This is a genomic window from Mesoterricola sediminis (genome assembly GCF_030295425.1).
Lineage (GTDB): Bacteria > Acidobacteriota > Holophagae > Holophagales > Holophagaceae > Mesoterricola > Mesoterricola sediminis.
Map to the genome: position 1 here is coordinate 2,388,384 of NZ_AP027081.1, position 25,356 is coordinate 2,413,739.

Here is a 25,356-nt window from a genome sequence, read left to right on the forward strand (position 1 = left end):
GAGCGCAAAGTTGAACGAGCGACACGAAGCACGGAAGGAAGGCGGTGCGGAACATGGGGGTCCTTGCGGGGGGGCAAGGTCACTATACCGGGCGTTCCTGGGCGCAGGGTGGATCCCTCCGGCCACCCAGCCTGCCATACTGCGGACATTCCCCACCCCGGCCCTGGCCCTGAAACCTCCAAGGATTGCCCATGCTCCGCAGGATCCTCCTCGCAGCCCTGCTCCCGGCCCTCGGCATCGCCGGAACCCGGGACGCCCGCTGGAACAAAGTCGACAAGGCCATAGCCGACAGCCTCCCGGCCACCGCCATGGCCGAGTTGGAACCGATTTACCAGGAGGCCATCCGGGAAGGCGCCTATGCGGAGGCGGCCGAGGCCCTTTGCCTACGCATCGCATTGGAGGACCAGCGCGCTGGGCAAGGCTCCGCTGGAAGGGCCGCCAGGCTCCAGGAGGTCCTGCCCCAGACCCCGGAGGAGATGCGGCCCGCCCTCGATACGGTGCTCGCGCATTGGATGTGGGAATACTATCAGGCCAACCGCTGGTCCATCCTCGTGCGCAGGCCGCTCCCGGAGGGTGTCGCCGGGGATCTCACCACCTGGGACCTGCCCCGCCTCCTGGCGGAGGTCGGTCGCTGTTTCTCCCAAGCCCTGGCCTCGGCGGCGCGGCTCCAGGCGATTCCAGCCTCCCAATACGGCGAACTGTATCAAGGCGGCACGGTTCCGGACGTCTATCGGCCCACCCTCTACGACCTCCTGGCCCAGGAGGCGCTCACCTTCTACACCGCTGCTGAGCAGGCCGGCTCGCCGGCAGGATCCGCTTTCCGTCTGGAAGCGGAGGGCCCCGCCCTGGACACCGTGGAATCCTTCATGGCCTGGAGGCCAGCCGCGGCGGACGCGGGCTCCACGACCTTCAAGGCGGTCCGGCTCCTCCAGGATCTGTTGGCCTTCCACGCCCACGACGCGGACCCCTCCGCTTTCGCGGATCTCGATCTGCAGCGCCTGAATTTCGCAGGCAAGGCCGCCGAGGGTGAAGCACGGGTGCCGCGCTTCAAGGCGGCCTTGGCCCATTTCGCCGACACATGGGCCCGGCATGAAATTTCGGCGCGCGCCCTGGCGGACCTCGGAAACCTCCTCGAAAACGAGGGCGCTTCCCTCGAGGCCCAGCGCGCCGCCACCCGGGGCCTGGAAGCCTTCCCTGGGACGGCGGGCGGGAACGCCTGCCACAATGTCCTCCAGCGCGTCACCCAGAAGGCCCTGGACCTCTCGACGGAGCAGGTCTGGAACGCGCCCTGGCCGACTCTGGAGGTCACCTACCGGAATCTGGACCACATCCATTTCCGGGCCATTCCCGTTCAGGTCGACCCCTGGATGCGTTCCCGCGACCGGCTCCACACCTGGTTCAACCCGATCACCGATGGCGGTCTGCTGGAAGGCGAGCCGGCCAAGGTCTGGGAGGCGGATCTGCCCCCCGCCCCGGATCTCCGGACCCACCACCAACGCCTGCCTGTCCCCCAGGATCTCCGGCCAGGCCTCTACCTGATCGAGGCGAGCCCCGGCCCGGGCTTCGATGCTGAGACCCCGGGAAAGCGGGTCGCCGTCGTCTGGGTGAGCCGCCTGGCCCTGGTGACCCTGGAAGGCATAGAGACAGGCGGATGCGATGGACTTGTCCTGGACGCTGCTTCAGGTGAACCCGTACCCGGGGCCATCCTCAGGTCCTGGATCATCCAGGCCAAGGGCGCGAATCTGCCCGGGCCCGTCGCTCGCACGGACAAGGACGGCCGTTTCCATATTTCGCCAGGGAAATCCAATGGCGTTGGGTGGCTGGTGCTGGCAGAGGCCGGCGGCCACGTGGTCGCAGGAACTCCGGTCAGTTTGGGTGAGTTCAATGAGGAGGCGCCGACTCCCCGGCGACAGACCATCCTCTTCACGGACCGCGCCATGTACCGCCCAGGCCAGACCATCGCCTTCAAGGGCATCTGCGTCGAGGCATCCCAGGCGCGGGATGCGATTCGCACCCTGCCAGGGCTGAAGGTGAAGGTCATCCTCCAGAATGTCAACCGAGAACCCGTGGCCAATCGGGTCTTCGTCACCAACAGTTTCGGTTCCTTCAGCGGGACCTTCCCGGCCCCCCAGGGCGGCGCCCTGGGGGTCATGTTCCTCAATGCCGGCTCGCCGGAGGGGTCCGTGTCCCTGCGGGTGGAAGCCTACAAACGGCCCAAATTCACCGTGGCCGTGGATGAGCCCAGGGCGCCCGTGGCCCTTGGCGGGAAAGTCCACCTCCTGGGGCGGGCCAAGGCCTTCACGGGCGCCCCCATTGGTGGCGCCCGACTCACCTGGCGGGTGGAGCGGGAGACCAACCAGCCCTACCTGAATCGGCACGGCTGGCCCTCGCAGAGGCAAACGATCGCCCAAGGTGTGGGCACCACGGAGGCGGACGGCACCTTCAGCATCGCCTTTCTGGCCAACCCCGGCGAGCGCCTTCCCCACCGGATAGCCCCTGTGTTCTCGTTCACCCTGACCGTCGATGTCACGGACGAAACAGGTGAGACCCGGTCCGAGTCAAGGACGCTGCGGGCGGGACAGACCTCGCTCACAGCTTCGATCGAGGCGCCCCCATGGCGTACGGTCCAAGCTCCCGTGGGCCTCCAACTCCGCACGGCCTCTCTCGACGGTGACGGCCGGGCCTCGGAAGGGAGGCTGACGGTGCGGGCCCTGATGGCCCCCGCCTCCGTGACCCGGCCGGACCTCGACGGGCAAGCCGTCGGGGCCCAGGACGCGGTTCTCAAGGCATGGATCGCGGGGCCCGTGGTCGCGGCGCAGGACGTCCACATCGGCTCCACCGGCGCCCTGGAGGTGCCTGTGCGGCTCCCGGTGGGCGCCTACCGCGCCCTCCTGGAGACCCAGGATGATTCAGCACGGCCCGTCACGGCTGAACTGAGCTTCCTCGTGCTGGATCCCTCCGGGGAGCGCTTCCCTGCTCCAGTCCCGGATCATTTTGCCGCTTCGGCCGCGACCGTCCAACCGGGAGGCACCTTTACGGCCGTCTGGGGCACCGGCTATGCCCAGGGACAGGCCTTCGTGGAGGTGACGGCCCGTGGGAGGGTGCTGCAACGCTTCTGGACGCCGCCCGGCAGGACCCAGGCGCGCATCATCCAGCCGGTGACCGCCGCGCTCCAGGGCGGTTTCACGGTGCGGACCGTCTTCGTGCGGGAAAACCGGGCCTATGTCCATGAGCAGACGGTGGATGTTCCCTGGACAGACCAGCGCCTCGAGGTGACGTGGGAGCACTTCACGTCCCGGCTCGAACCCGGCCGGACCGAAACCTGGACCGCGGTGGTCAGGGGCCCCGGCGGCAGGAAGATCCCTGCAGAAATGGCCGCCACCCTTTACGACGCCTCCCTGGATGACCTGGTGAGGCACGCCTGGGAGACGGACCATGGACTCCTCCGGACCGAGCTCCCGGGCGGTTGGATTGTCTTCCATAATCGGTCCGCGACCTTCAGCATCATCGACAGGACCTGGACCCGCGCGGACCGGCCCGTGCAGTGGATCTACCGCAGCCTGCCGACCTCCATCTCGGCCGGCCTCTGGGGGGGAGGAGGCCTCCAAATGCTCCGCAGGAAGGTGGCAGGCGCCGTCGTGGAGGTGGCGGCGGCTACTCTCCGCGTCGACGCCACGACGGCCTTGACCGCCAGCAACCATTCCCTGGAACAAGTGGCCGCCCTCACCCCAGGCGTTGAAGCCCCTCCGCCTCCGCCTCCACCTCCACCTCCACCTCCACCTCCGTCGCACGCGGACCTGGACCGGACAGTGGCCCGGAAGGCCCTGGAGGCGACGGCGTTCTTCCTTCCCCACCTGACAACCGGCCCGGACGGGTCCATCCGGATGACCTTCACCGTGCCGGAGACCCTGACCACCTGGCGGTTCCTTGGGTTCGCCCACGACAGGCGCTTCCGCCAGGGTTCCCTTTCTGGCCAGGCCATCACCACCAAGGATCTCATGGTGGAATCCAATGCTCCGCGCTTCCTGCGGGAGGGGGACACGGTCGAATTTCCCGTCAAAGTTACCAACCGGTCCGCCCAGCCGCTGACGGGTCAGGTCCGGCTGGGCTTCACGGACGCCCGCACCGGCGAAGCGAGGGATCACCTCCTCGGCCTCGGGACCGGCTCGGACCAGGCATTCCACCTCCTGCCAGGAACCGCTCGAACCTTCTCGTGGAGGATCACGGTTCCCGCAGGATGCGGGTCCCTGACCTACAAGGCCGTGGGTGCCACGGCCGGCAGCAGCGACGGCGAGGAGGGCCCCCTGCCAGTCCTGAGCCGGCGCGTGCTCATCTCGGAGACGATGCCCCTCTTCATCCATGGACCGGGGGATGGCGCCTTCGCCTTCAAGCCCCTCCTGGCTTCGGCCCTGGCCCCCGGCCTCGAGCACCAGAGCCTGACGGTGGACATGATGTCCCGGCCCGCATGGAGCGCAGTCCAGGCCCTGCCCTACCTCATGGACTTTCCGCACGAATGCAGCGAGCAGGTCTTCAACCGCTACTACGCCCATGCCCTGGCCCGGCATCTCCTCGACCGCGATCCCAGGATCCGGGAGGTCTTCGAAACCTGGCGGGCGGCTCCTGTCCAGGGCGGGGCCCCGGTCCCGCCCCCCGCATGGGAGGCCATGATCCTGGAGGAGGCACCCTGGACCCGGCAGGCCCTGGATGGATCCGAGGCCCGCCGGCGCATGGGCCAGCAATTCGAGCCCAGGCGCCTGGAGTCGGGGATGGCCAAGGCCTTCCAGACCCTCAAGGACCGGCAGGAGGCCGATGGGCGCTGGCCCTGGTTCCCCGGTGGCGGCCCCAACGGGTTCATCACCCGGTACGTGGTCGCCGGATTCGGGCGCCTCAGACACTTGGGGGCCGCCCCTGACCTCTCCCTGGCGATGGGTGCGCTGGAAGGCCTGGACGCCGCGATGGACCAGAAATACCAGTCCCTGCGCGACCGCGACACCTACGTGCCCTCGGCGGAAGATGCCCTCTATCTCTACGGCCGCAGCTTCTTCCTCGCCGACCGGCCCATCGCCGCCGGACACCAGCAGGCCGTGGGCTTCTTCCTGCAGCGGGCCCGCTCCGCCTGGGCCCGGATTCCCATGCGGCAGACCCTGGCCCACCTGGCCCTGGCCCTGAACCGGTTCGGCGCCTCCGGTTCTGCCCGGGACCCGGTCCCCGCCGCCATCCTCCGCAGCCTCAAGGAACGCAGCGTAGAGACCCCAGGAGGAGGCATGGCCTGGAACGACCCGGAACCCGCCTGGCGCTGGGACGCCGCCCCCCTGGAGTCCCAGGCCCTCATGATCGAGGCCTTCGACGAAGTGGCCCATGACGCCCCTGCGGTGGAAGCGTGCCGGACCTGGCTGCTCCTCCAGAAGCAGGTCCAGGCCTGGGAGACGACAAAGGCCACGGCGGACGCGGTCTACGCCCTCCTCCTGCGCGGGGCGGACCTCCTGGGCGGCGGCGCCCCCGTGGAGGTGGCCCTGGACGGGAAGACCCTGCCCATCCCCGCAGTGGAGGCCGGTACGGGCAGCTGGCAGGTGCGCATTCCGGGCTCCGCCGTCAAACCAGGTCTCGGCCGCGTCAGGGTTCGGAAGCCGGACCCGGGTCCGGCCTGGGGCGGCCTCCACTGGCAGTACCTGCAGGATGTCTCGCAGGTCGGAATCCACCCGGAAGGCCCCTTCCAGGTCCGGAAGGCCCTCTACGTGCGCGTGGCCACGCCGCAAGGCCCGGTCCTGAAGCCTGTGGCCGGCCCCGTGGCCGTGGGGGACGAACTCGTGGTGCGCCTGGAGATCCGTTCGGACCGGGACCTGGATTTCGTCCACCTCAAGGACCAGCGCGGAAGCGGCACCGAAACCGCGGACGCCCTGAGCGGATTCCATGTCCAGGGCAGGCTGGGGTTCTACCGGAGCCTCCGGGACGCCGCCACCCACTTCTTCTTCGAACGTCTCCCGAAGGGCGTGCACGTGCTCGAATACGCTGTCAGGGTCCAGCTCAGGGGCACCTATCCCATGGGGCTCGCCACCTTGACCTGCATGTACGCCCCGGCGTTCAGCTGTCATTCGGACAGCCTAACGCTCGAGGTGCGCTAGGCTGTGTTCGGAATCTATAGATTAGATAAATAGTTAACTTGTACTCATACGTAAAGGCTCGTACACCACGAATTTTCCTGGGGTAACGATGCCGAGACGTTTCCTGACCGATGCCATGTGGGCAAAGCTTGAACCGCTCCTTCCGCCAGAGCGTGGAGGGATGGGGCGATCCCGTCACCCCAACCGTCCCATGGTGGAGGCGATCCTGTGGAGGCACAGGACTGGGGCGCCGTGGAGGGACCTGCCGGAGGAATTTGGACCTTGGACAAGCGTGTACACGCGATTTGAGGCCTGGACCAAGCGCGGCGTGTGGCAAAGGATCCTGGAGTTCCTGCGCAAGGAAGCCGACCTGGAGTGGGTCATGCCGGATGGCACCATCCTTCGCGCTCATCAACATTCAGCAGGCAAAAGGGGGGGCTCTGGAACCAGGCGCTCGGACGATCTCGGGGTGGATGCTCGACCAAGATCCATTTGATCTGCGATGCCCACGGTAATCCTTTGGATTTCCTGGTCACTCCGGGGCAAGCCCATGAAAGCCGGTCTGCTGAAGGATTGCTGTGCGGTTGGCAGGCAGAGTACGGGTTCGGAGATCGGGCCTACGATGGGAACCCGGTAAGGAAGGCGATCGAGGCCATGGGTGCGACAGCCGTCATCCCACCTCATCCCCGGCGCAAGAATCCGGCGGCCTGGGACTCACACCTATACGAGGCCCGCCATGCCATCGAGCATGGGTTCGCCAAGCTCAAACAGTTCAGGGCGCTGGCCACCAGGTTCGACAAAACGGCGCGAAGTTTCTCAGCCCAGGTGGCTTTGGCCTGCATCGTGATCTGGCTGAGGCTATGAGCGGAGGGTGACAAGCGTTCCGGATCCTCATTGATCCTATGAAACGCGGAGGCGCGGAGGATCTCGCAGAGGGTCGCGGAGGAAAGCGCTCCTGGAACCTGCCACCTCCCAATGACACGTCCCAACGGGAGGCGTGATGGGAAGGCATTGGGGAGAGGTCGACGGGGAGGATCATCCGCACAAGGAGATCACCCAGGCCATCATCGGGGAGGCCATCGAGATCCAGAAGGCTCTGGGGCACGGACTCCTGGAAGATCCCTACAAGGTCTGTCTGGCGCACTCCCTGAGACTGGCCGGCCATAAGGTGAAGCGGGAGGTTTTCCTGGATATCGAGTGGAGGGGGCTTGTGGGCTTGATCCTTTCTCCGCGAGCCTCAGCGAGATCCTCCGCGCCTCCGCGTTCCAATAGGATGCTGCGAATGCGCGGCGCCATCAGGCACTGCAGCACAGACTCACTATTCCAGCTCCTCCATGCTCCGGCACGGATGGGTATTAGCCATTACTATCCTAGATTACGAACACACCCTAGGCGGCCGCGAGGCCCCCCGTTCAGCCGGGACCCGGATACCGGGAGCCTGGCCGGACGGGGCGCCGCCGCGCCTCCAGCCTCCCGGATTTTCCTGCCCCCGCCCCCGGGATGGCCTAGACTCCTCCCCTCGCCGGGAGGCGCCCATGAAGACCCTCATCCTCGCCCTCGCGGCCCTGGTCCTCCTGGGCTGCGGGTCCCCGCCCCGGGGGAACCGGGTCAGCCTGTGGGTGCACGCGGGGCCGGGGCCGGAGCGGCTGGCGTATGTGGAGGCGGTCCGGGTCTTCAACGCGGCGGGGCACGGCTTCCAGGTGGACCTGACGGTGCTGCCCGAGGGGACCTACGGGGACCAGGTGCGCGCGGCGGCCTTGGCGGGGCAGCTCCCGGACGTGCTGGAGCTGGACGGGCCCGCGGTGCCGGAGTACGCCTGGGCGAAGCGCCTCCTGCCCCTGGACGGGTTCCCGGAACTGGCCGCGGCGCGGGAGGACGCGCTGCCCTCCATCCGGGAGCAGGGCACCTTCCGGGGCCGGCTCTACGCCCTGGGGCCCTACGAGTCGGGCCTGGCGCTGTGGGGCAACCGGCGGCTCCTGGCCAAGGCGGGGGTGGCGCCGCCGGCCACCGTGGACGGGGCCTGGACCCTCCCCCAGTTCGAGGCGGTGATGCGCCGCCTGAAGCGGGTGGGGGTGCCCTACCCGCTGGACATGAAATTCAACTACGGCGCGGGCGAGTGGTTCACCTTCGCCCTGGCCCCCCTCGTCCAGGGGCTGGGCGGGGATCTGCTGGACCCTGCCGGGATCTCGGCCCGGGGCCACCTGGACGGCCCCGCCGCGGTGCGCGCCCTCGCCCTGGTCCAGGGCTGGGCGCGGGCGGGCTACGTGAACGCCGCAACCCGGGACGACAGCGACTTCGTGATGGGCCGCGCCGCCCTCTCCTACGTGGGCCACTGGGCCTACCCCACGTACCGGCGGGCCCTGGGGCGCGACCTGGTGCTGCTCCCCATGCCCCGGTTCGGGCCGAGGGCGGTGACGGGCGCGGGCACCTGGACCTTCGCCCTTTCCGCAGGCTCCCGGCATCCGGCGGCCGCGGCCCAGGTGCTGGCCCACCTCCTGAGCCCCGCCGAAATCGCCCGGGTGACCGCCATCAACGGGGCCATCCCGGGGACCTTCACCGCCCTCCGGGCCAGCGCCGCGCACCGGCCCGGCGGCCCCCTGGCCCTCTACGCCGAGCAGGTGGCCCGGGGCCTGGCGCGCCCGCGGCCCCGTACGCCGGCCTACGCCACGGTGAGCGCGGCCTTCGCGGAGGCCGTCAACAACGTCCTGGCGGGGGCCGATCCCCGGACGGAGCTGGGGCGGGCCGCGACCACCGTCGAGGAGGCCTTGCAGGACAGCCGGGGGTTCCCCGGCACCTAAGGGGGGTGCTGACCCCTTCGACCCATCCCCGCCGCGCCCGGCCCTGGGCGGACCGGCTCGCGCCCTGGGCCTTCGGGGCGCCGGCCCTCCTGCTCCTGGGGCTCTTCCTGGTGACGCCCTTCCTCATGGCCTTCGGGTACGCCTTCACGGACAAGCGGCTGCTGGCGCCACCGGACCTGCGGCCAGCCTGGGTGGGCCTGCGCGCCTACGTCCGCCTGGCCCAGGATCCCCACGCCTGGGCCGCCTTCCGCAACACCCTCCTCTTCGCGGCGGTGGTGGTGCCCGTCCAGTCGGCCCTGGCCCTGGCCATGGCCCTCCTGGCGAACCAGCGCCTGCCGGGCACCCGGGTCTTCCGCACCCTCAGCTTCGCGCCCGTGGCCACCCCCATGGCCGTGGTGGCGGTGATCTGGTCCCTGCTCTACCTGCCCGAGCGGGGCGCCGTCAACGCCCTGGTGGACCTCCTCACCCTGGGGCGGGTGGGCCCCCAGGACTGGCTGCGGGACCCGGCCCTGGTCCTGCCGGCCGTCATGGTCCTCTCCATCTGGCAGGGCGCCGGGTTCCAGATGCTGGTGTTCCTGGCGGGGCTCCAGACCATCCCCGGGGACCTGTACGAGGCCGCGACCCTCGACGGGGCCGGGCCCTTCCGGCGCTTCCTCCACGTCACCCTGCCCCTGCTGCGGCCCACGGCGGTCTTCGTGGTGGCCACGACGACCATCCAGGCCTTCCAGCTGTTCACGCAGGTGCAGGTGATCACCAGCGGGGGCGCCTCGGCCCCCCTGGACAGCTTCCGCACCGTGGTGATGCTCCTCGTCCACGAGGGCCTCCGCCGGGGCCGGATCGGCACGGCCTCGGCCCTGTCGGTGGCGTTCTTCCTGCTGGTGCTGACGGTCTCCCTCCTCCAGCGGGCCTGGTGGGAGCGGCGGCCGTGACGCGCGCCGGGCGCATCCTCCTGACCGCCCTCCAGGGCCTGCTGGCGGCGTGCTTCCTGGCGCCCCTCCTCGTGATGGTGGTCTCGGCCTTCAAGGCCGACGAGCTGCGCCTCCTGGCGGACCTGGGCGGAGTGGGCGCCTTCCTGCCCCGGGGCGGGCTCTCCCTGCGCAACTTCGAGCGGGTGCTCACGGCCTCCAGGTTCCCCCGGGCCCTGGCCAACTCCCTCTTCACGGCCTCGGCGACCGTGGCCCTGGGCCTGCTGGTGAACAGCATGCTCGGGTACGCCCTGGCGCGCTTCCGCTTCCCCGGCCGCGACCTCCTCCTGGCGGCCCTCGTGGCCCTGGTGATCATCCCCTTCGAGGCGGTGGCCGTGCCCCTCCTCCTCCTGGTGAACGCCCTGCCCTGGTTCGGCGGGGCGCGGGGCTGGCTCAATTCGTACCACGTCCAGATCCTGCCCTTCGCGGCGAGCGCGTTCTCCGCATACCTGTACCGCCAGGCCTTCCTGGCGGTCCCCCGGGAATTGGAGGAGGCGGCCTTCCTGGACGGGGCCGGCCGCTGGCGCACCTACTGGAGCATCGCCCTGCCCCTCGTCCGGCCCACGACGGCGACGGTGGCCGTGCTCCAGTTCCTCGCCCGCTGGGGGGATCTCCTGTGGCCCGTGATGGCCGTGCGCACCGAGGACCGGGCCACCCTGCCCCTGGCCATGCAGACCTTCTTCGGGCAGTATCCCCGCGCCTGGGGAGAGGTGATGGCCTTCGCGACGCTGACCGCCCTGCCCACCCTCCTCCTGTTCCTCCTCTGCCAGCGCTGGTTCGTCCGCAGCGCCGTCTCCAGCGGCATCAAGGGCTGAAGCCCGCGTATGCTGGTTCCTTCCCCCGGGAGCCAACATGCCTGTCCGCCAGCGCCCCGCCCGCCCCCTGCCGCCCCCGGGCGTGGACCTGGGGGGCCTCCGGGCCTGCACCGAGGCGGTGGCGCGGGCGGCCGCCTCCCGGCGATCGGGACCGGAGGATCCGGGGGCCTTCCGGGATTTGCTGGCCCGGCTGGAAGCGGCCCGGGGCGGCCTGCCCCCCGTGTACCGGCGCGAGGTGGCCGATCCCCTGCGGAGGGCCCTGAGCGCGCGGGGGGGCCGCGCCTTCCAGGCCCTGCTGCGGCGGGATCCCACCCGGGAGGGCGAGGCCGGGGTGCTCCTGGACCTGGCCCAGGCGATCCTGCAGCGCCGGGAAGCCTACCGGCCCGAAGCCACCGCGGCCCTGCAGGAGGTGGTGAGCGACCTCTACGACGGCTTCCTCAGCGCGGAGGACCGGCGGGGCGTGAAGCCCCCCGACGCCGGCACCACGCCGCCCCTGGTGAAGTGGGGCCGGCCGGGTTCGGGGCCCTACACGTGGCCGGTGGACGCGACCCGCGCCTGGGGCGCCCGCGCGGGAGTGGTGAACCTGCCCCCCGCCTACGCGACGGGCGGGCTCGTGGCCTGGACGGCCCTGGGCCACGAAACGGGCGGCCACGATATCCTCGCCGCCGACACGGGCCTGGCGGCGGAATTCCAGGCGCGGACCGCCGAGGCCCTGGCCCCCCTGGGCCACGGCCTGGCGGATTACTGGGCGGCGCGCATGGACGAGACCGCCTCGGACGTGCTGGGCATCCTCAACATGGGCCCCCTGGCGGGCCTGGGTCTCCTGGTGCTGCTCCGGGCCCTGAACCTGAACGCCGGGGCGGGCCCGGTGCTGGGCAGCGAGGGACCCGCGGACGATCCCCACCCGGCGGACCGCCTCCGGGGCTACCTGGCGGCGGAGACCGTGGCCCTCCTCCCGTTCCGGGGACGGACCGCCTGGTCCCGGTACCTGGCCGCGGAGGCGGGCCGGGACGGGGGGGACCTGGTGCTGGCCGGGGCCCGGATCCCCCTGGCCGTCGCCCGCCGCTCGGCCCGGGGCATGGCCCACCTCCTCGTCCATCACCGGGCCCGGGCCCTGGAGGGGCACGCCCTGGGCGCCATCCAGACCTGGCGGGACGGCGACGAGGCCAAGGTGGCGGCCCTGCGGGAGACCCTCCGGCTGGGGGGGCTGACGGCGCCGGCGGGGTGCTACGCGGCCCACGCCCTGGCCGCCGGCGTGCTGGAATCCCTGCGCCGGCGGGCAGACCTGGACGGGGTCTTCGGGCGGACCCTGGCCCTGCTCGCGGCCATGCACGCGGACAACCCCGTCTGGGCCGGCCGGAACCTGCGGCACCGGGGGGACGCCCTCAGGCGGCCTTCGCCCGGTCGATGAACTTGAAGAGGAACGGATTCAGGGCGATGGACAGGATGGCGCCCGCCAGGACCAGCTGCTGGCCGACAGCCGGCAGGAGGCCCGTGCGCAGGCCCAGGGCGGCGAGGATGAAGGAGAATTCGCCGATCTGGGACAGGCCCACGGCCACGGTCATGGCCGTCCGCCGGTCCTTGCCCAGGACGCGCACGATGCCGTAGGCGGCCAGGGCCTTGCCGGCCAGGATGACCGCCGTGGTGAGGACCACGGCGCCGGGACGCCGCACCAGGATGGCCGGGTCGAAAAGCATGCCCACGGAAATGAAGAACAGCACCGTGAAGATGTCCTGGAGGGGCTGGATGTCCTGGCGGATCCGCTGGCTGATGGGCAGTCCGTTGATGAGGATGCCCGCCAGGAAGGCCCCCAGGGCGTAGCTCACCTGGAACCAGGTGGCCGCCAGGAAGGCGAAGCCCACCGACACGGCCACCAGGGCGAGGGTGAACAGCTCCCGGGAATCGTGCCGCACGGTCTCGTGGAGGAGCCAGCGGACGCCCTTGGCGCCGGCGAAGGCCATGAGGGCGCCGAGGACCCCCAGCTTCAGGGCCAGGCCCCCCACCGCGGCGGCGGCGGCCTTCCAGGGGAAGGCGCCGCCGGAGGTGGACAGGCCGCCCAGGGTGGGCAGGATCAGGAGGACCAGGACGCACACCAGGTCCTCCACCAGGAGCCAGCCGATGGCCAGGTGGCCCTCGGGGCGGTCCTCCAGCCTGGCCTGGGAGAGGTTGCGCAGGAGGACGACGGTGCTGGCGCAGGACAGGGACAACCCGAAGATCCACCCCGCCGCCCGGGGCCAGCCCCAGGCGGAGGCCAGCCACACGCCCAGGACGGTGGCCACGGTGAGCTGGAGGACGGCGCCCGGCACCGCCACCCGCCAGACCCGCCGCAGGTCCTTCAGGGAGAAGTGGAGGCCCACCCCGAACATGAGCAGCATGATGCCGACCTCGGCCAGCTCGGAGGCCACCTCGCCGTTCGCCACGAACCCCGGGGTGTGGGGTCCGACCGCCATGCCGGCGACCAGATAGGCGAGGATCACCGGCAGGCGGAAGCGGATCACGACCAGGGCCGCCACGAAGGCGGCGAGGACGCTCAGGGCGAGGGTCGGTATGACGGCATGGCTCATGGAGCTCCCGGAAAGGGGGTGGGTCGGGGGGACCGGCGGATCACTCCGCCGCCAGCACTTCACCCCCCTTGCCAAAGGTCCGCTGCCACCAATCTACGACAGGACTGGCGATGTAGATGGAACTGTACGTCCCCGTGAGCACGCCCACCACCAGCGGGAAGGCCAGGTCCCGGAGGGCCGGGCCGCCCCAGAGCCAGAGGCAGATGCTGACGAAGAGCACGGACAGGGAGGTGAGGATCGTTCGGCTGAGTGTCTGGTTGATGGAGGCGTTGATGACCTCCTGGAAGGGGCGCCGGCGGAACTCGGGCCGGTGGAGGTTCTCCCGGATGCGGTCGAACACGACGATGGTGTCGGCCATGGAGTAGCCCATGAGCGTGAGGAAGCTGGCCACCACGGGCACGTTGAACTCGTAGCCCACCAGGGCGAAGAGGGCCAGGGCCATCAGCATGTCGTGGACCAGGGCGATGATGCCCCCGACGGCGAAGGCCGTCGTGAACCGGAAGATGACGTAGAGCAGGATGGCCCCCATGGCCCAGCCGACGGCGGCCAGGGTCTTGCGGGCCCACTCGCCGGAGATGGAGGGGGAGAAGCTCTCGTCCTTGAGGATGCCGATGGAGCCGGGGCGGTATTCCCGCTCCACGAGGGCCCGCACCTGGGGCGGCAGGGTTCCCGGCAGTTCGCCCATGTCCCGGAAGAGGCCGATGGCCAGCTTCTCCCGGGCCCCGGTGATCCGCCCGGCGAGGCCCAGGTAGGTCTCCTTGAACGTCTCCGCCGATGGGTCGAGGCCCAGGGGGTTGGCCTGTTCGAAGCGCTCGGCGAGGCTCACGGCGCTCTCCAGGTTCAGGGGCCTGCGCCCCGCCCCGTCGGCGTCCAGCCCCGTGAGGGCGCGCTTGACGAGGGCCGACTGCTTCAGGCTGTCCCCGGCGGCGCGGTCCGCCCGGACCTTCACGGCGAACTCCTGCACGCCGGGGGCGCCGCTCTGGTACGAGACGACGGAGGCGTCGGGGAAGCCCGCCTCCGCCAGGGCCCCGCGCACCTGGCCCGCGTCCACGGGGCGGAGGAAGCGCACCGTCAGGTCCGTCCCGCCCACGAACTGCATGCCGAGCTTCACGTGGGGGTTGTCCACGGTCCGCCAGGGCCGGACGATGAGCACGCTGGCCGCGACCAGGCCCCAGGAGAGCGCCAGGGCCACCCCCTTGTACCGCATGAAGTCGATGCGGGTCCCCTGGAAGATGTTCCAGCGGCCGATGCTGAGGGAGGCGGCGCCCGGATGGCGCTCGAGGATCCAGTCGTAGATGAAGCGGCTGATGTAGATGCTGGTGAATAGGGAGGCCGCGACGCCCACCGTCAGGGACACCGCGAAGCCCTTGACCGGCCCCGTCCCGAAGATGAAGAGCAGGAGGGCCGCGAAGAGCTGGGTCACGTGGCTGTCCACGATGGTCCAGAACACCCGGTCGAAGCCGGCGGAGATCGCCTTGGCCACGGTTCGGCCCAGGGCCAGCTCCTCCCGGATCCGCTCGAAGATGAGGATGTTGGCGTCCACGGCCATGCCCACCGTCAGGGCGAAGCCGGCGATGCCCGGGAGGGTGATCGTCGCCCGGAAGCTGCCCAGCAGCCCCATCATCACGATGACGTTCACCACGAGCGCCACGACGGCGTTCACCCCCGACCAGCGGTACCAGATCACCATGAAGGCGACGATGACGCCGAAGCCCACCAGCGAGGCGCCGACGCCCTGGCGGATGGAATCGGTCCCCAGGCTGGGGCCCACCACGCGCTCCTCGAGGACCTTCATGCCGGCGCGCAGGGCGCCGCTGCGGAGCTTGAGGGCCAGGTCCTCGGCCTCGGGCTCGGTGAACTGCCCCGCGATGCGCACGGCATGGCCCACGATCTTCTCGCGGGCGGACAGGACGCTGACGATGCGCTTGTCCAGGACGAACGCGAAGAGCCGCCCCTCCTTGGCCGCGATCTCCGTCACCCGGGCGTTGGCCTCGGCCCCCGCCGAATGGAGGGTGAAGTTCACCTCGTGGGCGCCCACCTCGGAGGTGGCGCGCCGGGCGTCGGTGATGGCCGTGCCGTCGAACTGGACCTTGGATTCCAGCAGGACCCAGCGGCGCACCGCCGGGGCCGCGCCGCCCCGGGGGGCGGGGCCGGCCTCGGCCTCCCGGACGGATTCGGGCAGGAGCTCACAGTCCGCGGGCAGGCGCCCGCCGAAGGCCTCCAGGGCCTCCCGCTCGGAGGCGAAGGTGTTCCGGTCCTTGCCGGCGAGGAGGCGGAGTTCCAAGCGACCGGGGGTCGCCAGGAGGCCCTTGATGCGCTCCTTGTCCGCCTCGGTCACGCCCGGCAGCTCCACGATGATGCGGCTGCCCCCGGGCCCGCCGGCGGTGATCTCCGGCTCGACGACGCCGAACTGGTTGATGCGGTTCTCGATGATCTGGAGGGCGCGCTTGCTGGCGTCCGCCTTGATGGCCTGGATGTGGTCGGCCCGGGGCCGCAGGACCAGGTCGGCCCCCTCCTGGACCGCGGCGTAGCCCCGCAGCTGGGCCAGGGGCTTGTCCAGGGCGGCCCGTTCGGCGCCGCGCACGCGGAGGGCCCCGTCCTCCAGGGCGACGGAGGCCCCGGGCAGGTTCCGGGCCTCCAGGGCGTCCCGCAGCAGGTCGCGGGATTCCTCCAGGTCCCGCTGCACGGCTTCGTGGGACTGGATTTCGAGTTCATAGTGGACGCCCCCCTTGAGGTCCAGGCCCAGGCGGACCTTGTTCAGGGGGATGAAGAAGTGGGCGCAGGCCAGACATATGGCCAGGACCCACGCGAGGCGGGTGAAGGTGGTTCTCGACACGAGGTCTCCAGGGCGAAAGGGTCGCGGGCCGCATCAGCGGCCGATCGGAAAGCTGCCGGCGCTTCAGGCGACCGGAGGTCCGACCTTTCCCCCCTGCTCGGGACGCAGGCCCTGGGTGACCGGCGGCGCACCCGCCCACCGGTCCGCGGCGCACGGACGCGCCTGGACGGCGCCCGGCAGGACGAAGCGCCATGCGCCCGCCTGGATGGGATCCGGCGCCGGGGGGCCATCCCCGTCCGGATCCGCGGCCCGGCGGAAGGCGTCCCGCCCCCGCTCCGGCCCCTGGCGCAGGGCCGCGTCCCGGCCATGGAGGGCGGCCAGGTCAAGGTGCAGGCGGACCGGCCCGTCCGTGGGGGCGGCGCGGTGCGCGAAGGCCGCGGCGGCGACCAGCTCCTGGGCCCGCCAGCCAGCCATCGGCAGGATCCCCCCGGCGACCAGCGCCAGGGACATCACCAGCCATTGGAGGAGACGCGCCATCCCCCACGGTAGCGCGGATCGCCCGGGGGATCCAGCCGCCAGGGCTTGCGCGCCCCCGCCATCCCGGCCACCCTGGAAGCCGAGGAGGATCGGATGACCCAGAGGTGTTGTAGCGGACGCTGAGCCTGTCCCGCCCAACCCCTGCCGAGGTCGCCCGTGATCCACCCCGCCCTGTCCTGCCCCGCTTCCATCCGCCCGCTCCGGGGGGCCTGTCCGTGTTGTCGGAACCGCGTCGTCATCGCCCGTTCCCACCCGCGACACCCCTTCGGAGGCCCCCTTGGACACCGGCCACGCCCTTGATTCCGCGCCCCGCCCCTGGCTGGCGCCCCTGGTCTTCCTCGGCCGGGCCCTCGCATCCCCCCGCCGGTTCGGGGCCGTCCTGCCCAGCGGGGAGGAGCTGGCCCGCACCTTGGCCCGCCTAGCCCGCGGGCAGACCCTCGTGGAGCTGGGCCCGGGCACCGGGAGCGTGACGCGCCACCTCCTGCGGGGGCTGGGCCCCGGGGGGCGCCTCCTGGGCCTGGAGCTGGACCCGGGCATCGCCGCCCTCCTGCAGCGCCACCTGCCCGACCCGCGCCTCCAGGTCCGCCTCGGGGACGCCGGTGGGCTCGAGGCCCACCTGGAGGCCCTGGGCTGGGGGCGGGCGGACACCGTGATCTCCGGCCTGCCCCTGCGGAACTTCACGGGCGCGGAGCGGGACCGGATCCTCGCCGCCGCGCGGGCGGCCCTCGTGCCGGGCGGCCGCTTTGTGGCCTTCCAGTACGGCCTGGGGCTCCTGCCGGAGCTGCGGGCCCACTTCCGCCTGGTGCGGGTGGTGGGGCCCATCCTGCGGAACGTGCCGCCGGCCTACGTGCTCATCGGGCGGCCCTGAGGGCCCGGGGGCGGCGCTCAGGCGGGGCCGGAAAGGAGGTCCCAGGCCTCCGTGAGGGCCCGCTGCACGGCCTCGAGGGGGGCCTCGGCGCCGCCGTGCAGGGCCTGCCGGACCGCGAAGAGGGGCTCGAAGGCCCCGCCCAGGAGGACCGCCGCGCGTTCCAGCCGGGCCAGGACGGCGGTCTCCCGCGCCAGGAGCGGGCTGACGTCGATGACGGACAGGTAGGCGGGTCCGCCCTCCAGGGGGCCCGGTCCTTCCAGGTGGATCCAGCCCGCGCCCCCGGGGTCCAGGTCCAGGCGGCGAACGACGAGGCTGCGGGGGGTTCCGCCCAGGAAATGGCCCGCGAGGAAGGCGGCGAAGGCAGGACGGTCTTCCGCCCGGAACCTGTGGCTGAGGGGCTGCTCCAGCAGGTCCTCGGGGCCCACGCCCAGGCAGTCGCAGGCAGCCGCATTCGCCTCGGCCACAGTCCCATCGAAGCGCACCGCGACGACGCCCGCGGGAATGGCCTGGTAGCGCTCCATCTGGCGGGCCAGGAGGACCTCCAGGTCCGCCAGGGCGCGCCGCAGTTCCTGGCCCTGCATGGCCAGCTCCTCCTGGTGGAGCCGCAGCTCGTGGCCGGTCCAGCGGGGATCCTCGGTCCCCGCCGGGGCGGGGTCCCCGGCGTCCGTGAGCCGCTCCTCGGCGAGCCCCCTCAGCAGGGGAAGGTCTCCGCCCGTGCGCAGGGCGACGCGGGGCTCAGTCATGGCCGGCCTGCCCGCCGCCCTGGCCCCGGAGACAGGCTTCCAGGGCCTTGGCGCGGCTGATGTCCATGAACGTGATCACCACCCCCGCGATGACGTTCGCCAGGGTCCGGTAGGGCAGGATCCGGGCGACGAACCAGTGCCCCCCCGACCGGGTGGCCACGTCCTTCTGGGAGGGCACGAGGGTGCGCAGGACCTCCCGGGCGTCCAGGTCCAGGTCGGCGTAGTCCAGGTCCGTCACCAGGTCGGACAGGGGCCGGCCCACGTCCCCGGGGATCAGCTTGAAGAGGCGCGTGGCGCCGGTGGTGAACCGCCGGACATTGAGCTGGTCGTCCAGGAAGAGGGTGGCGATGTCCGTGGCGTCCAGGAGGTTCTTCATGTCGTTGTTGGCGGCGGAGAGCTCGTCCACCTTGGCCTGCTGCTCCGCGTTGACCGTCTGCAGCTCCTCGTTGAGGGACTGGAGCTCCTCCTTGGAGGTGGTCAGTTCCTCGTTGGTGGACTGCAGTTCCTCGTTCGTGGACTGCAGCTCCTCGTTGGAGGCCTTCAGCTCCTCCTGGGAGGTCTGCATCTCCTCCCGGGAGGCCTGGAGCTCGGCCATCAGGCTCTTGACCTCGGCCTCCAGCTCCTCGACGCGGGTCGCGTCCTCCGGACGGGTCCGGCTCCGGCGCCCCTTGGCCGCGGACGGCGGCAGGACCTGGTCCTTGAACACCACGAGGACGCAGGTGTGAAGGGCCTCGGGGGAGGGTACCGCCTGGACCACCAGGTCGACCCCCTGGGCCGCGCCGTTGGCCTCCACCCGGAGGCCCCGGCACTCCACGGGCTCCCGCTGGGTGAGGGCCTTCCGGAAGGCCACGGTGAGTTCAGGCCCCAGACCCTCCCGGGCCATGGCGAAGAGGTTGAGGTTCGCCTTCCCCATGGCCGGCTCCAGGTACTTCCCGGTCCGGCCGCTGATGTAGAGGATGTCCCCGGTCTCGCTGGCCAGGACCGCCGGCGGCGCGAAGCGCTGGAGCAGCACCGTCTCCGCGACCATCTGGGGATTGAAGGCGGATTTGGGCATGGGGGGCTCCAGGGGAAGGTCGCGGCGGTTGGGCAGGCCCAGGGGGAAGGAGGTCGTGCGGGGGAACCGGTCGGCCGAATTGCGGATGAAGAGGCGCGCCTTGCCGGGCAGCGGCGTGAAGAGATCCGTGTATCCGCCGATGCTCTCGGCGTTGCCCAGGAAGAGATGCCCGCCCGGGTTCAGGCTGTAGTGGAAGAGGGGCAGCAGCCGCTTCTGGAGCTCCGAGGAGAGGTAGATCATGACGTTGCGGCAGATGATCAGGTCCAGCTTGATGAAGGGGGGATCCTGGAGCAGGTCCTGCAGCGCGAACACCACGGGCTCCCGGATCGCCTTGCCCACCCGCCACCCCCCGCTCTCCTGACGGAAATGGGCGGCGAGCTGGTCCGTGGTCAGGCCCCCCACCGTGTTGCCGGCGAAGTAGCCCTGGCGGGCCGAGAGAATGGCGTTGCGGTTGATGTCGGTGGCGAACACCTGCAGGCTCAGGGGCGCGGCCGGCGCGGCATCGGCCAGGGCCTCCTGGAAGGCCAGGGCCAGGGAGTAGGCGTCCTCCCCCGTGGAGCAGCCCGGAACCCAGGCCCGCACCATGCCCCCCTCCGGGTACTGCGCGAGGATCCGGGGCAGCACCTCCCGGCGGAGCTCCTGCCACGCCTCCGGGTCCCGGAAGAAGCCCGTGACGCCGATGAGGATCTCCAGGAGCAGGCTCTCCACCTCCGGGGCGTGGTCCTGGAGGAACGCGACGTAGGCGGCGAGGCCGTCGATGCCGTGGACCCCCATCCGGCGCTCGATGCGGCGGTAGATGGTGCTCTTCTTGTAGAGGGAGAAATCGTGGCCGGTGCGGTCCCGGAGGATCCGGCACACGCGGTCGAACCCGCTCCGGTCGTGGTCGGCCACGTTCACGGCCCCCGCGTCCCGCCCTTCCCCGTGCACGGCCCCGCGGGACAGCTCGGCGGCGATCTCCGCCGGGGAGCCCACGAAATCGGGGGCCGCGTCCTGGATGGCGTTGCGGGGCATGCTGTCGAAGCGGGCCGTGGCCGGGGCCTGCACCAGGCAGAGGCCCCCGGCCTCGCGGATCGCCCGCAGGCCCGCGACCCCGTCGGCGCCCATGCCGGAGAGGATGACCCCGGCCGACAGGTGCCGCAGCCCCGTAGCCAGGGATTTCAGGAAGAAGTCGATGGACTGGCGCTGCCCCCGGGGCGCGTCGGGGGCCTGGAGCCCCAGGCGGCCGCCCAGGATGGTCAGGTCCTTGTTCGGGGGGATGACGTACACCTGGTTGGGCCGGATGCGGACGCGGTCCGTGGCCTCGGCCACCGGCATCGGGGTGGCCCGCTGCAGCAGCTCCGCGATGACCCCGGGCCGGCTGGGATCCAGGTGCTGGACCACCACGAAGGCCATGCCCGTGTCCGGCGCCAGGTTCCGCAGGAACTCGTCCAGGGCCTCCAGGCCCCCCGCCGAGGCGCCGATCCCCACCACGGGGAAGGGTTCGCCGCCCCGCCGCGCCCCGCGCGAGGCGGATCCGCCCCAAGCCCTTCCCCTGCTCTTCTCCAAGGGCCTCCCTTCTGCGCGATGCCTGATGCAAGTAAGGCACGGACCCGCCCGCGAATCAATGGCGCGGATTCCGGCCGGCCCCGCCGCGAAGCCCAGAGCCCATGCGGAAATGCGGACCAGGGCCGCGGCCGCGGAGGGCGGGAACGGGGAGGCCCGGCCTCGGGCGCCGTCGCCCAGGAGCGCTGGGGGAGCCCCGGGGGCCCCGGGGCGCCGGCTCCCTTCGCGCCGCGGCCTCGGCGCGATCCGCCGGCATCGGTGGGGATCGCCCGGGTGGACTAGCCCTTCCGTCCCCGGCAGGCGCCGCCGCAGCATCCGGCGGGGCGCCCCCGGAGGATGCGGCGGATGAGCCACAGGCCTGCCAGATGGACGATGCCGAGGACGATCCAGGCCTGGAGGCTCATGCGAACCCCAGCAGCCGGCCGCCAGCCACGGTGATCCACGCCAGGACCCAGCCCAGCCCCAGGCCGTAGCCCACGGAGAAGAGGGTCCAGCCGAGGCTGCGCGTCTCCTTGTAGATCATCCCCACCGTGCCCAGGCAGGGCGTGTAGATCAGCACGAACACCATGAAGGCCAGGGCCGTCAGCGGCGTGAGGCCGGAGCGGTCGCGCAGCGACTGCTGGAGGGGGCTCAGGGCCGCGCCGTCCTCCCCTTCCGCCCGGGCCTGGTGGACCACGGCCATGGTGCCCACCACGATCTCCTTGGCCAGGAAGCCGGCCGTGAGCGCCACCCCGTCCTTCCAGGCCTCGGCGCGGCGGTGATCCGGGTCGAAGAGGGGCCGGAAGGCGGGTTCCAGCACCTTCCCGAACCGCGCCGCCAGGCTCGAATTCATGATGGTGCCCTTGTGGGCCAGGTCCAGGTCCTCCAGCTTGGCCTTCTCCTCGGCCTCAGGCAGCCCCTGGGCGCGCACCGCGGCCTCGGCGGCCCGGTGCCGGGCGGCGAGGTCCCGGTCGGCCAGGCCCGGGTAGTTGCTGAGGAACCAGATGAGGGTGGCCCCCGCGAAGATGAGCGTGCCGGCCTTGCGGAGGAAGACCGTGGCCTTCTCCCACATGTGGAGCAGCGTCGTCTTCAGCACCGGCAGGCGGTAGGGGGGCAGTTCCATGACGAAGGGTGCGTTCTCCCGGCGGAAGAGGGTCAGGCGCAGCACCTTGCCCGCCACGATGGCCACGGCGAAGCCCAGCAGGTGCATGCCCACCACGGCCAGGGCGCCCTGCAGGGGCCGGAAGAAGGCCCCGGCGAGCAGGATGTACACCGGCAGCCGCGCGGAACAGGACATGAAGGGCGTCACCAGGATGGTGATGAGCCGGTCGCTCCGGGCCTCCAGGGTGCGGGTGGCCTGGATGGCCGGAGTGTTGCAGCCCATGCCCATGATCAGCGGGATGAAACTCTTGCCGTGCAGGCCCATGAGGTGCATGAGGCGATCCATGATGAAGGCCGCCCGGGCCATGTAGCCCGTGTCCTCCAGGAAGGACACGCAGCCCATGAGGATCATGATGGAGGGCAGGAAGACCAGCACCGAGCCCACCCCGGGGATCACCCCGTCCACGAAGAGGCTCGTGAGCTCCCCGGGCGGCAGGTGGGCGGCGGCCGTGTCGTGGAGCCAGCCCATGCCCGCGCTCACCCAGTCCTGGGGGTACTTGCCGACGACGAAGGTGAGGGTGTAGATGGCCACCATCACGATGAGGAAGATGGGAAAGCCCAGGAACCGGCCCGTGAGGACGGCGTCGAGCCGGTCCGTGAGATGCCGGGCCGGGTGGCCCTCGCGGCGGCCCACCTCCCGCACCAGGCCGTGGGCGAAGCCGTACCGCCGCTCCGCCAGGAGCGTGTCCACCCCCGCGCCCAGGTGGGCTTCCAGGAAGGCGCGGCTCCGGGCCAGCTGGGCCTGGATGGCCTGGGCGGCGTGGCTCCGGCCGGCCTCCTCCAGGGCGTCCGGAGCCCCCTCCAGGAGGCGCAGCGCCCACCAGCGGCCCGGGAGGTGCGCCGTCAGGACCTCGTCCCGGCGGACCTCCTCGGCCAGGCGCCGGATCTCACCCTCCACGTCGTCGCCGTAGGTCACCCGGGGGGGCCACTGGGCGGGATCCAGGCTGGGATCGTCCCCCCGCACCTGGGCGAGGATCGCGGCCTTCAGCGCCTCGATCCCCTCGCCCCGGTTGCCCACGGTGACCACCACAGGCCCCCCGAGGAGGGCGGAGAGGGTGGGCACGTCCAGGGTCCACCCGTCCCGCACCGCGTCGTCCATCATGTTCAGCGCGAAGACCACCGGCTTGCGCAGCTCCAGGAGCTGGGTGGTGAGGTAGAGGTTGCGCTCCAGGTTGGAGGCGTCGAGCACGTTGACGATGACGTCCGCCTCCTGCGAGGCCAGGAAATCGGTGGCCACCCGCTCATCCTCGCTGCGCGCCGCCAGGGAATAGGTGCCTGGAAGGTCCACCACCTCCACGGCGAGGCCGTCCTGGCGGAACGTGCCGCTGCGCCGCTCCACCGTGACCCCGGGCCAGTTCCCCACGTGCTGGTGGGCGCCGGTCAGGGCATTGAAGAGGGACGTCTTTCCGCAGTTGGGATTGCCCGCGAGGGCGACGGTCGCCATGTCAGGCCTCCGTTTCGATGTGGATGCAGGCGCTCTCCCCGCGCCGGAGGGAGAGGTGGTAGCCCTTGACCACCAGCTCCATGGGGTCGCCCAGGGGCGCGAGCCGGTTCACCTGGACCGCCTCGCCGCGGACCAGGCCCATGTCCAGGAGGCGGCGCTGCACGGCCGCGTCGGCCTCCACCCGGACGATGCGCCCGCCCTCGCCGGCGCCGAGTTCGCTGAGTCGCTTCATGGCCATCGCCGCCTCCTACCTCCGGCCCCAGAGGGGGCCGAGGCGGTACACCAGGCCCGCGTTGAGGGAATACGTCGGCGCGCCCTGGTCGTGGCCCCGCTCCACCCCCAGGTCCACGCAGAGGCGGGGGCTGACGTCCCGGCTCAGGGCGAGGATGCTGCTGGTGGCGCGCTTGTTCAGGTCCGTGGCCGACAGGGCGTACGAATCCAGGGTGAGGTTCCAGCCGGGCGCCACCGCGTAGGTCAGGGCCAGGGACACCGCCCCCTGGCGCACCCGCCCGTCCCCCGTGGGGCGGCCCAGGAAATTGGCCCCCGCGTTCACATCCACCAGGAGGCGCCCGACGGTCCTGGAGCAGGTGACCAGGATCGTGTCGTCGTGCCGGCCGCTGCTGATGCCTTTGCTCACGCTGGCGAGGGGATGCTTGTGCCACCAGGCGAGCCCCAGATCGATGCCCGCCCGGTCCTGGCGCAGGGCCAGGAGCTGCGCCCCGACGACCGGGTCCGTGCCCCCCTCCACCCGCGTTCCCTGGGAATCCTTGCGCAGGAGCGGCCCGCCCCATCCCACCCGCACATCCAGCCACCGGGTGATCCCCAGGTTGAGCTGGGTAGGGAACTGCTGGTCCGTGGACCCGTCCCGGTTGCGGATCCGCTGGCCGCCGAACTCCAGCTCCAGCACCCCGGGGTCCGCGGGCGCGGCCGAGGTGGTGAAGAGCGGTCGGCAAGCCTTGGGGGCGAGCGCCTCCTGGGCCCCCGCGAAAGGTGCGAGCAAACCGATGGACAGGGCGAGGCCGAGGCCTGGGCGGGTCATGACGGATCTCCATTCCTGGATCGAACCCTCGACATCGAGGGGGGCCCTCTGGCTTTGAGAGCGATTCTCAATATCGCTTTAACCGGACCCCAAGGTCAAGAGATTTTTCGGGAGTGTGATGAATGCCACAAGAATGGGCGACCCCGGCACCGCCCCCGGGCGCGCCAGAGCAGGGTGCGGGAGGGCTCTGGGAGGGTGGAGCCAGGGAGGTCCGCCCCGAATGGCTGCCGCGGCGGAACCTGTGGATGGGGCTCGATTCTACGACGGGCACCGTTATTTGCAGTTGTACGCGGGAGGCGCCAGCGTGCGCACGCAAACCGCTGGGTCATGCATCGCATGGGGCTGCTGCCTGCGGATGAAGTTGGAAACAGGTATTTTTTTACGGGGAATCGGTCTTCCCATCCACGGGGACCGGGCCGGAATCCAGGTCCCTCCCTCCCGACCTTCGGAAACGGAACGCAGCCGACGAGGCCATGGCCTATCCGGAGATCAACTGGTGGGATATCGACATCGGGACCGGCAGCCTCACATCCATCGCGCCCCCTTTCGGGGCACCCGCACGCCTGACGCGCCCGGTGGCGGAATTCAGTCTGGATTGCCAAGTCGACGTTCAGGGATCCATGAAATTCCTGTATCCCCGGTGAAAGCGGGGGCCGACACCTGGATGATTTGAGGATCCGCGCCACCGGGGGTCGAGGCCTCGCGATGCCTGGCGGGCCGCGGGTGCGAACGCAACGCTCCAGGCCAGGTTCGCCCATCACGTCATCGGGGGGGACCGTCCTGGCGCGGCCGGCGCGCAGGGCTTCCTGGCGGCTCTCGGCCAGGCAGGCCAGGATCGCCTCCCGGGCCTAGAACGCCTGGGTGCGGCCCGTCGCTTCGGCCAGGGCGGTCAAGCGACGTTCGATGCCTTCGGACAGACGGATGGCGCGCATGGGCGCACCTTGCTATACGCGTATCGCGTGCCCGCTCC

Annotated in this window: 15 protein-coding genes and 2 pseudogenes; 8 read left to right on the top strand and 9 right to left on the bottom strand. The window is 71.2% G+C overall.

Annotated features, from left to right (window positions below; genetic code table 11):
• The first annotated feature begins 191 nt into the window (after positions 1-191).
• The 7 genes and pseudogenes from R2J75_RS10570 to R2J75_RS10595 all read left to right on the top strand — a co-directional run bounded on the left by R2J75_RS10570 (position 192) and on the right by R2J75_RS10595 (position 12,090).
• The gene (locus R2J75_RS10570) at positions 192-6,122 is read left to right on the top strand and encodes an alpha-2-macroglobulin family protein (RefSeq protein ID WP_316410094.1); all 5,931 of its coding nucleotides are present in this window, start codon (positions 192-194) and stop codon (positions 6,120-6,122) included.
• 115 nt (positions 6,123-6,237) lie between these two features.
• A pseudogene (locus R2J75_RS10575) lies at positions 6,238-6,965 on the top strand (IS5 family transposase).
• 136 nt (positions 6,966-7,101) lie between these two features.
• A pseudogene (locus R2J75_RS19890) lies at positions 7,102-7,296 on the top strand (GxxExxY protein); the annotation flags it as partial.
• A gap of 340 nt (positions 7,297-7,636) precedes the next feature.
• Positions 7,637-8,899 carry an ABC transporter substrate-binding protein gene (locus R2J75_RS10580; protein WP_316410095.1) on the top strand — a complete coding sequence of 421 codons (1,263 nt, stop codon included), beginning with the start codon at positions 7,637-7,639 and terminating at the stop codon, positions 8,897-8,899.
• Positions 8,900-8,904: 5 nt separating this feature from the next.
• Positions 8,905-9,828, top strand: a complete 924-nt coding sequence (locus R2J75_RS10585) for a carbohydrate ABC transporter permease (RefSeq protein WP_316410096.1) — start codon at positions 8,905-8,907, stop codon at positions 9,826-9,828.
• On the top strand, positions 9,825-10,679 hold the full coding sequence (locus R2J75_RS10590; protein ID WP_316410097.1) for a carbohydrate ABC transporter permease: 855 nt from the start codon (positions 9,825-9,827) through the stop codon (positions 10,677-10,679). Before R2J75_RS10585 ends, R2J75_RS10590 begins: the two co-directional genes overlap by 4 nt.
• Before the next feature lie 37 nt (positions 10,680-10,716).
• On the top strand, positions 10,717-12,090 hold the full coding sequence (locus R2J75_RS10595) for a hypothetical protein (RefSeq protein ID WP_316410098.1): 1,374 nt from the start codon (positions 10,717-10,719) through the stop codon (positions 12,088-12,090).
• Here R2J75_RS10595 and R2J75_RS10600 read toward each other — a convergent pair.
• The 3 genes from R2J75_RS10600 to R2J75_RS10610 form a co-directional block, all read right to left on the bottom strand.
• A complete protein-coding gene (locus R2J75_RS10600; protein WP_243330481.1) occupies positions 12,065-13,243 on the bottom strand; it encodes a cation:proton antiporter in 1,179 nt (392 codons plus the stop codon). The two genes, R2J75_RS10595 and R2J75_RS10600, sit on opposite strands and share 26 nt — an antisense overlap.
• A gap of 40 nt (positions 13,244-13,283) precedes the next feature.
• Positions 13,284-16,079, bottom strand: a complete 2,796-nt coding sequence (gene secD / locus R2J75_RS10605; protein ID WP_243330482.1) for a protein translocase subunit SecD — start codon at positions 16,077-16,079, stop codon at positions 13,284-13,286.
• A gap of 63 nt (positions 16,080-16,142) precedes the next feature.
• The gene (locus R2J75_RS10610; protein WP_316410099.1) at positions 16,143-16,556 is read right to left on the bottom strand and encodes a hypothetical protein; all 414 of its coding nucleotides are present in this window, start codon (positions 16,554-16,556) and stop codon (positions 16,143-16,145) included.
• 277 nt (positions 16,557-16,833) lie between these two features.
• Between R2J75_RS10610 and R2J75_RS10615 the strand changes: the two genes are divergently transcribed.
• Positions 16,834-17,424, top strand: coding sequence for a class I SAM-dependent methyltransferase (locus R2J75_RS10615; protein ID WP_243330484.1), 591 nt, complete (start codon positions 16,834-16,836; stop codon positions 17,422-17,424).
• Positions 17,425-17,441: 17 nt separating this feature from the next.
• On the opposite strand, the gene R2J75_RS10620 is transcribed toward R2J75_RS10615, so the two are convergent.
• From R2J75_RS10620 to R2J75_RS10645, 6 genes are all read right to left on the bottom strand, one after another.
• A complete protein-coding gene (locus R2J75_RS10620) occupies positions 17,442-18,167 on the bottom strand; it encodes a PAS domain-containing protein (RefSeq protein WP_316410100.1) in 726 nt (241 codons plus the stop codon).
• On the bottom strand, positions 18,160-20,766 hold the full coding sequence (locus R2J75_RS10625) for a chemotaxis protein CheB (RefSeq protein ID WP_316410101.1): 2,607 nt from the start codon (positions 20,764-20,766) through the stop codon (positions 18,160-18,162). The genes R2J75_RS10620 and R2J75_RS10625 overlap by 8 nt, the downstream gene beginning before the upstream one ends.
• A gap of 275 nt (positions 20,767-21,041) precedes the next feature.
• A complete protein-coding gene (locus R2J75_RS10630) occupies positions 21,042-21,167 on the bottom strand; it encodes a hypothetical protein (protein WP_279341792.1) in 126 nt (41 codons plus the stop codon).
• The gene (feoB, locus tag R2J75_RS10635) at positions 21,164-23,347 is read right to left on the bottom strand and encodes a ferrous iron transport protein B (RefSeq protein ID WP_316410102.1); all 2,184 of its coding nucleotides are present in this window, start codon (positions 23,345-23,347) and stop codon (positions 21,164-21,166) included. Before feoB ends, R2J75_RS10630 begins: the two co-directional genes overlap by 4 nt.
• 1 nt (position 23,348) lies before the next feature.
• Positions 23,349-23,585: a FeoA family protein gene (locus R2J75_RS10640; protein ID WP_243330491.1), complete on the bottom strand. Its 237-nt coding sequence runs from the start codon at positions 23,583-23,585 to the stop codon at positions 23,349-23,351.
• Positions 23,586-23,594: 9 nt separating this feature from the next.
• Positions 23,595-24,386, bottom strand: coding sequence for a transporter (locus R2J75_RS10645; protein ID WP_316410103.1), 792 nt, complete (start codon positions 24,384-24,386; stop codon positions 23,595-23,597).
• Positions 24,387-25,356 lie beyond the last annotated feature (970 nt).

Excerpts from the sequence above, each read along its gene's own strand:
- R2J75_RS10580 (WP_316410095.1), top strand. The coding sequence starts at position 7,637 with ATGAAGACCCTCATCCTCGCCCTCGCGGCCCTGGTCCTCCTGGGCTGC.
- R2J75_RS10610 (WP_316410099.1), bottom strand. The coding sequence starts at position 16,556 with ATGGCGCGTCTCCTCCAATGGCTGGTGATGTCCCTGGCGCTGGTCGCC.
- R2J75_RS10640 (WP_243330491.1), bottom strand. The coding sequence starts at position 23,585 with ATGGCCATGAAGCGACTCAGCGAACTCGGCGCCGGCGAGGGCGGGCGC.
- R2J75_RS10645 (WP_316410103.1), bottom strand. The coding sequence starts at position 24,386 with ATGACCCGCCCAGGCCTCGGCCTCGCCCTGTCCATCGGTTTGCTCGCA.
- R2J75_RS10570 (WP_316410094.1), top strand. The coding sequence starts at position 192 with ATGCTCCGCAGGATCCTCCTCGCAGCCCTGCTCCCGGCCCTCGGCATC.
- R2J75_RS10630 (WP_279341792.1), bottom strand. The coding sequence starts at position 21,167 with ATGAGCCTCCAGGCCTGGATCGTCCTCGGCATCGTCCATCTGGCAGGC.
- feoB (WP_316410102.1), bottom strand. The coding sequence starts at position 23,347 with ATGGCGACCGTCGCCCTCGCGGGCAATCCCAACTGCGGAAAGACGTCC.
- R2J75_RS10620 (WP_316410100.1), bottom strand. The coding sequence starts at position 18,167 with ATGACTGAGCCCCGCGTCGCCCTGCGCACGGGCGGAGACCTTCCCCTG.
- R2J75_RS10595 (WP_316410098.1), top strand. The coding sequence starts at position 10,717 with ATGCCTGTCCGCCAGCGCCCCGCCCGCCCCCTGCCGCCCCCGGGCGTG.
- R2J75_RS10600 (WP_243330481.1), bottom strand. The coding sequence starts at position 13,243 with ATGAGCCATGCCGTCATACCGACCCTCGCCCTGAGCGTCCTCGCCGCC.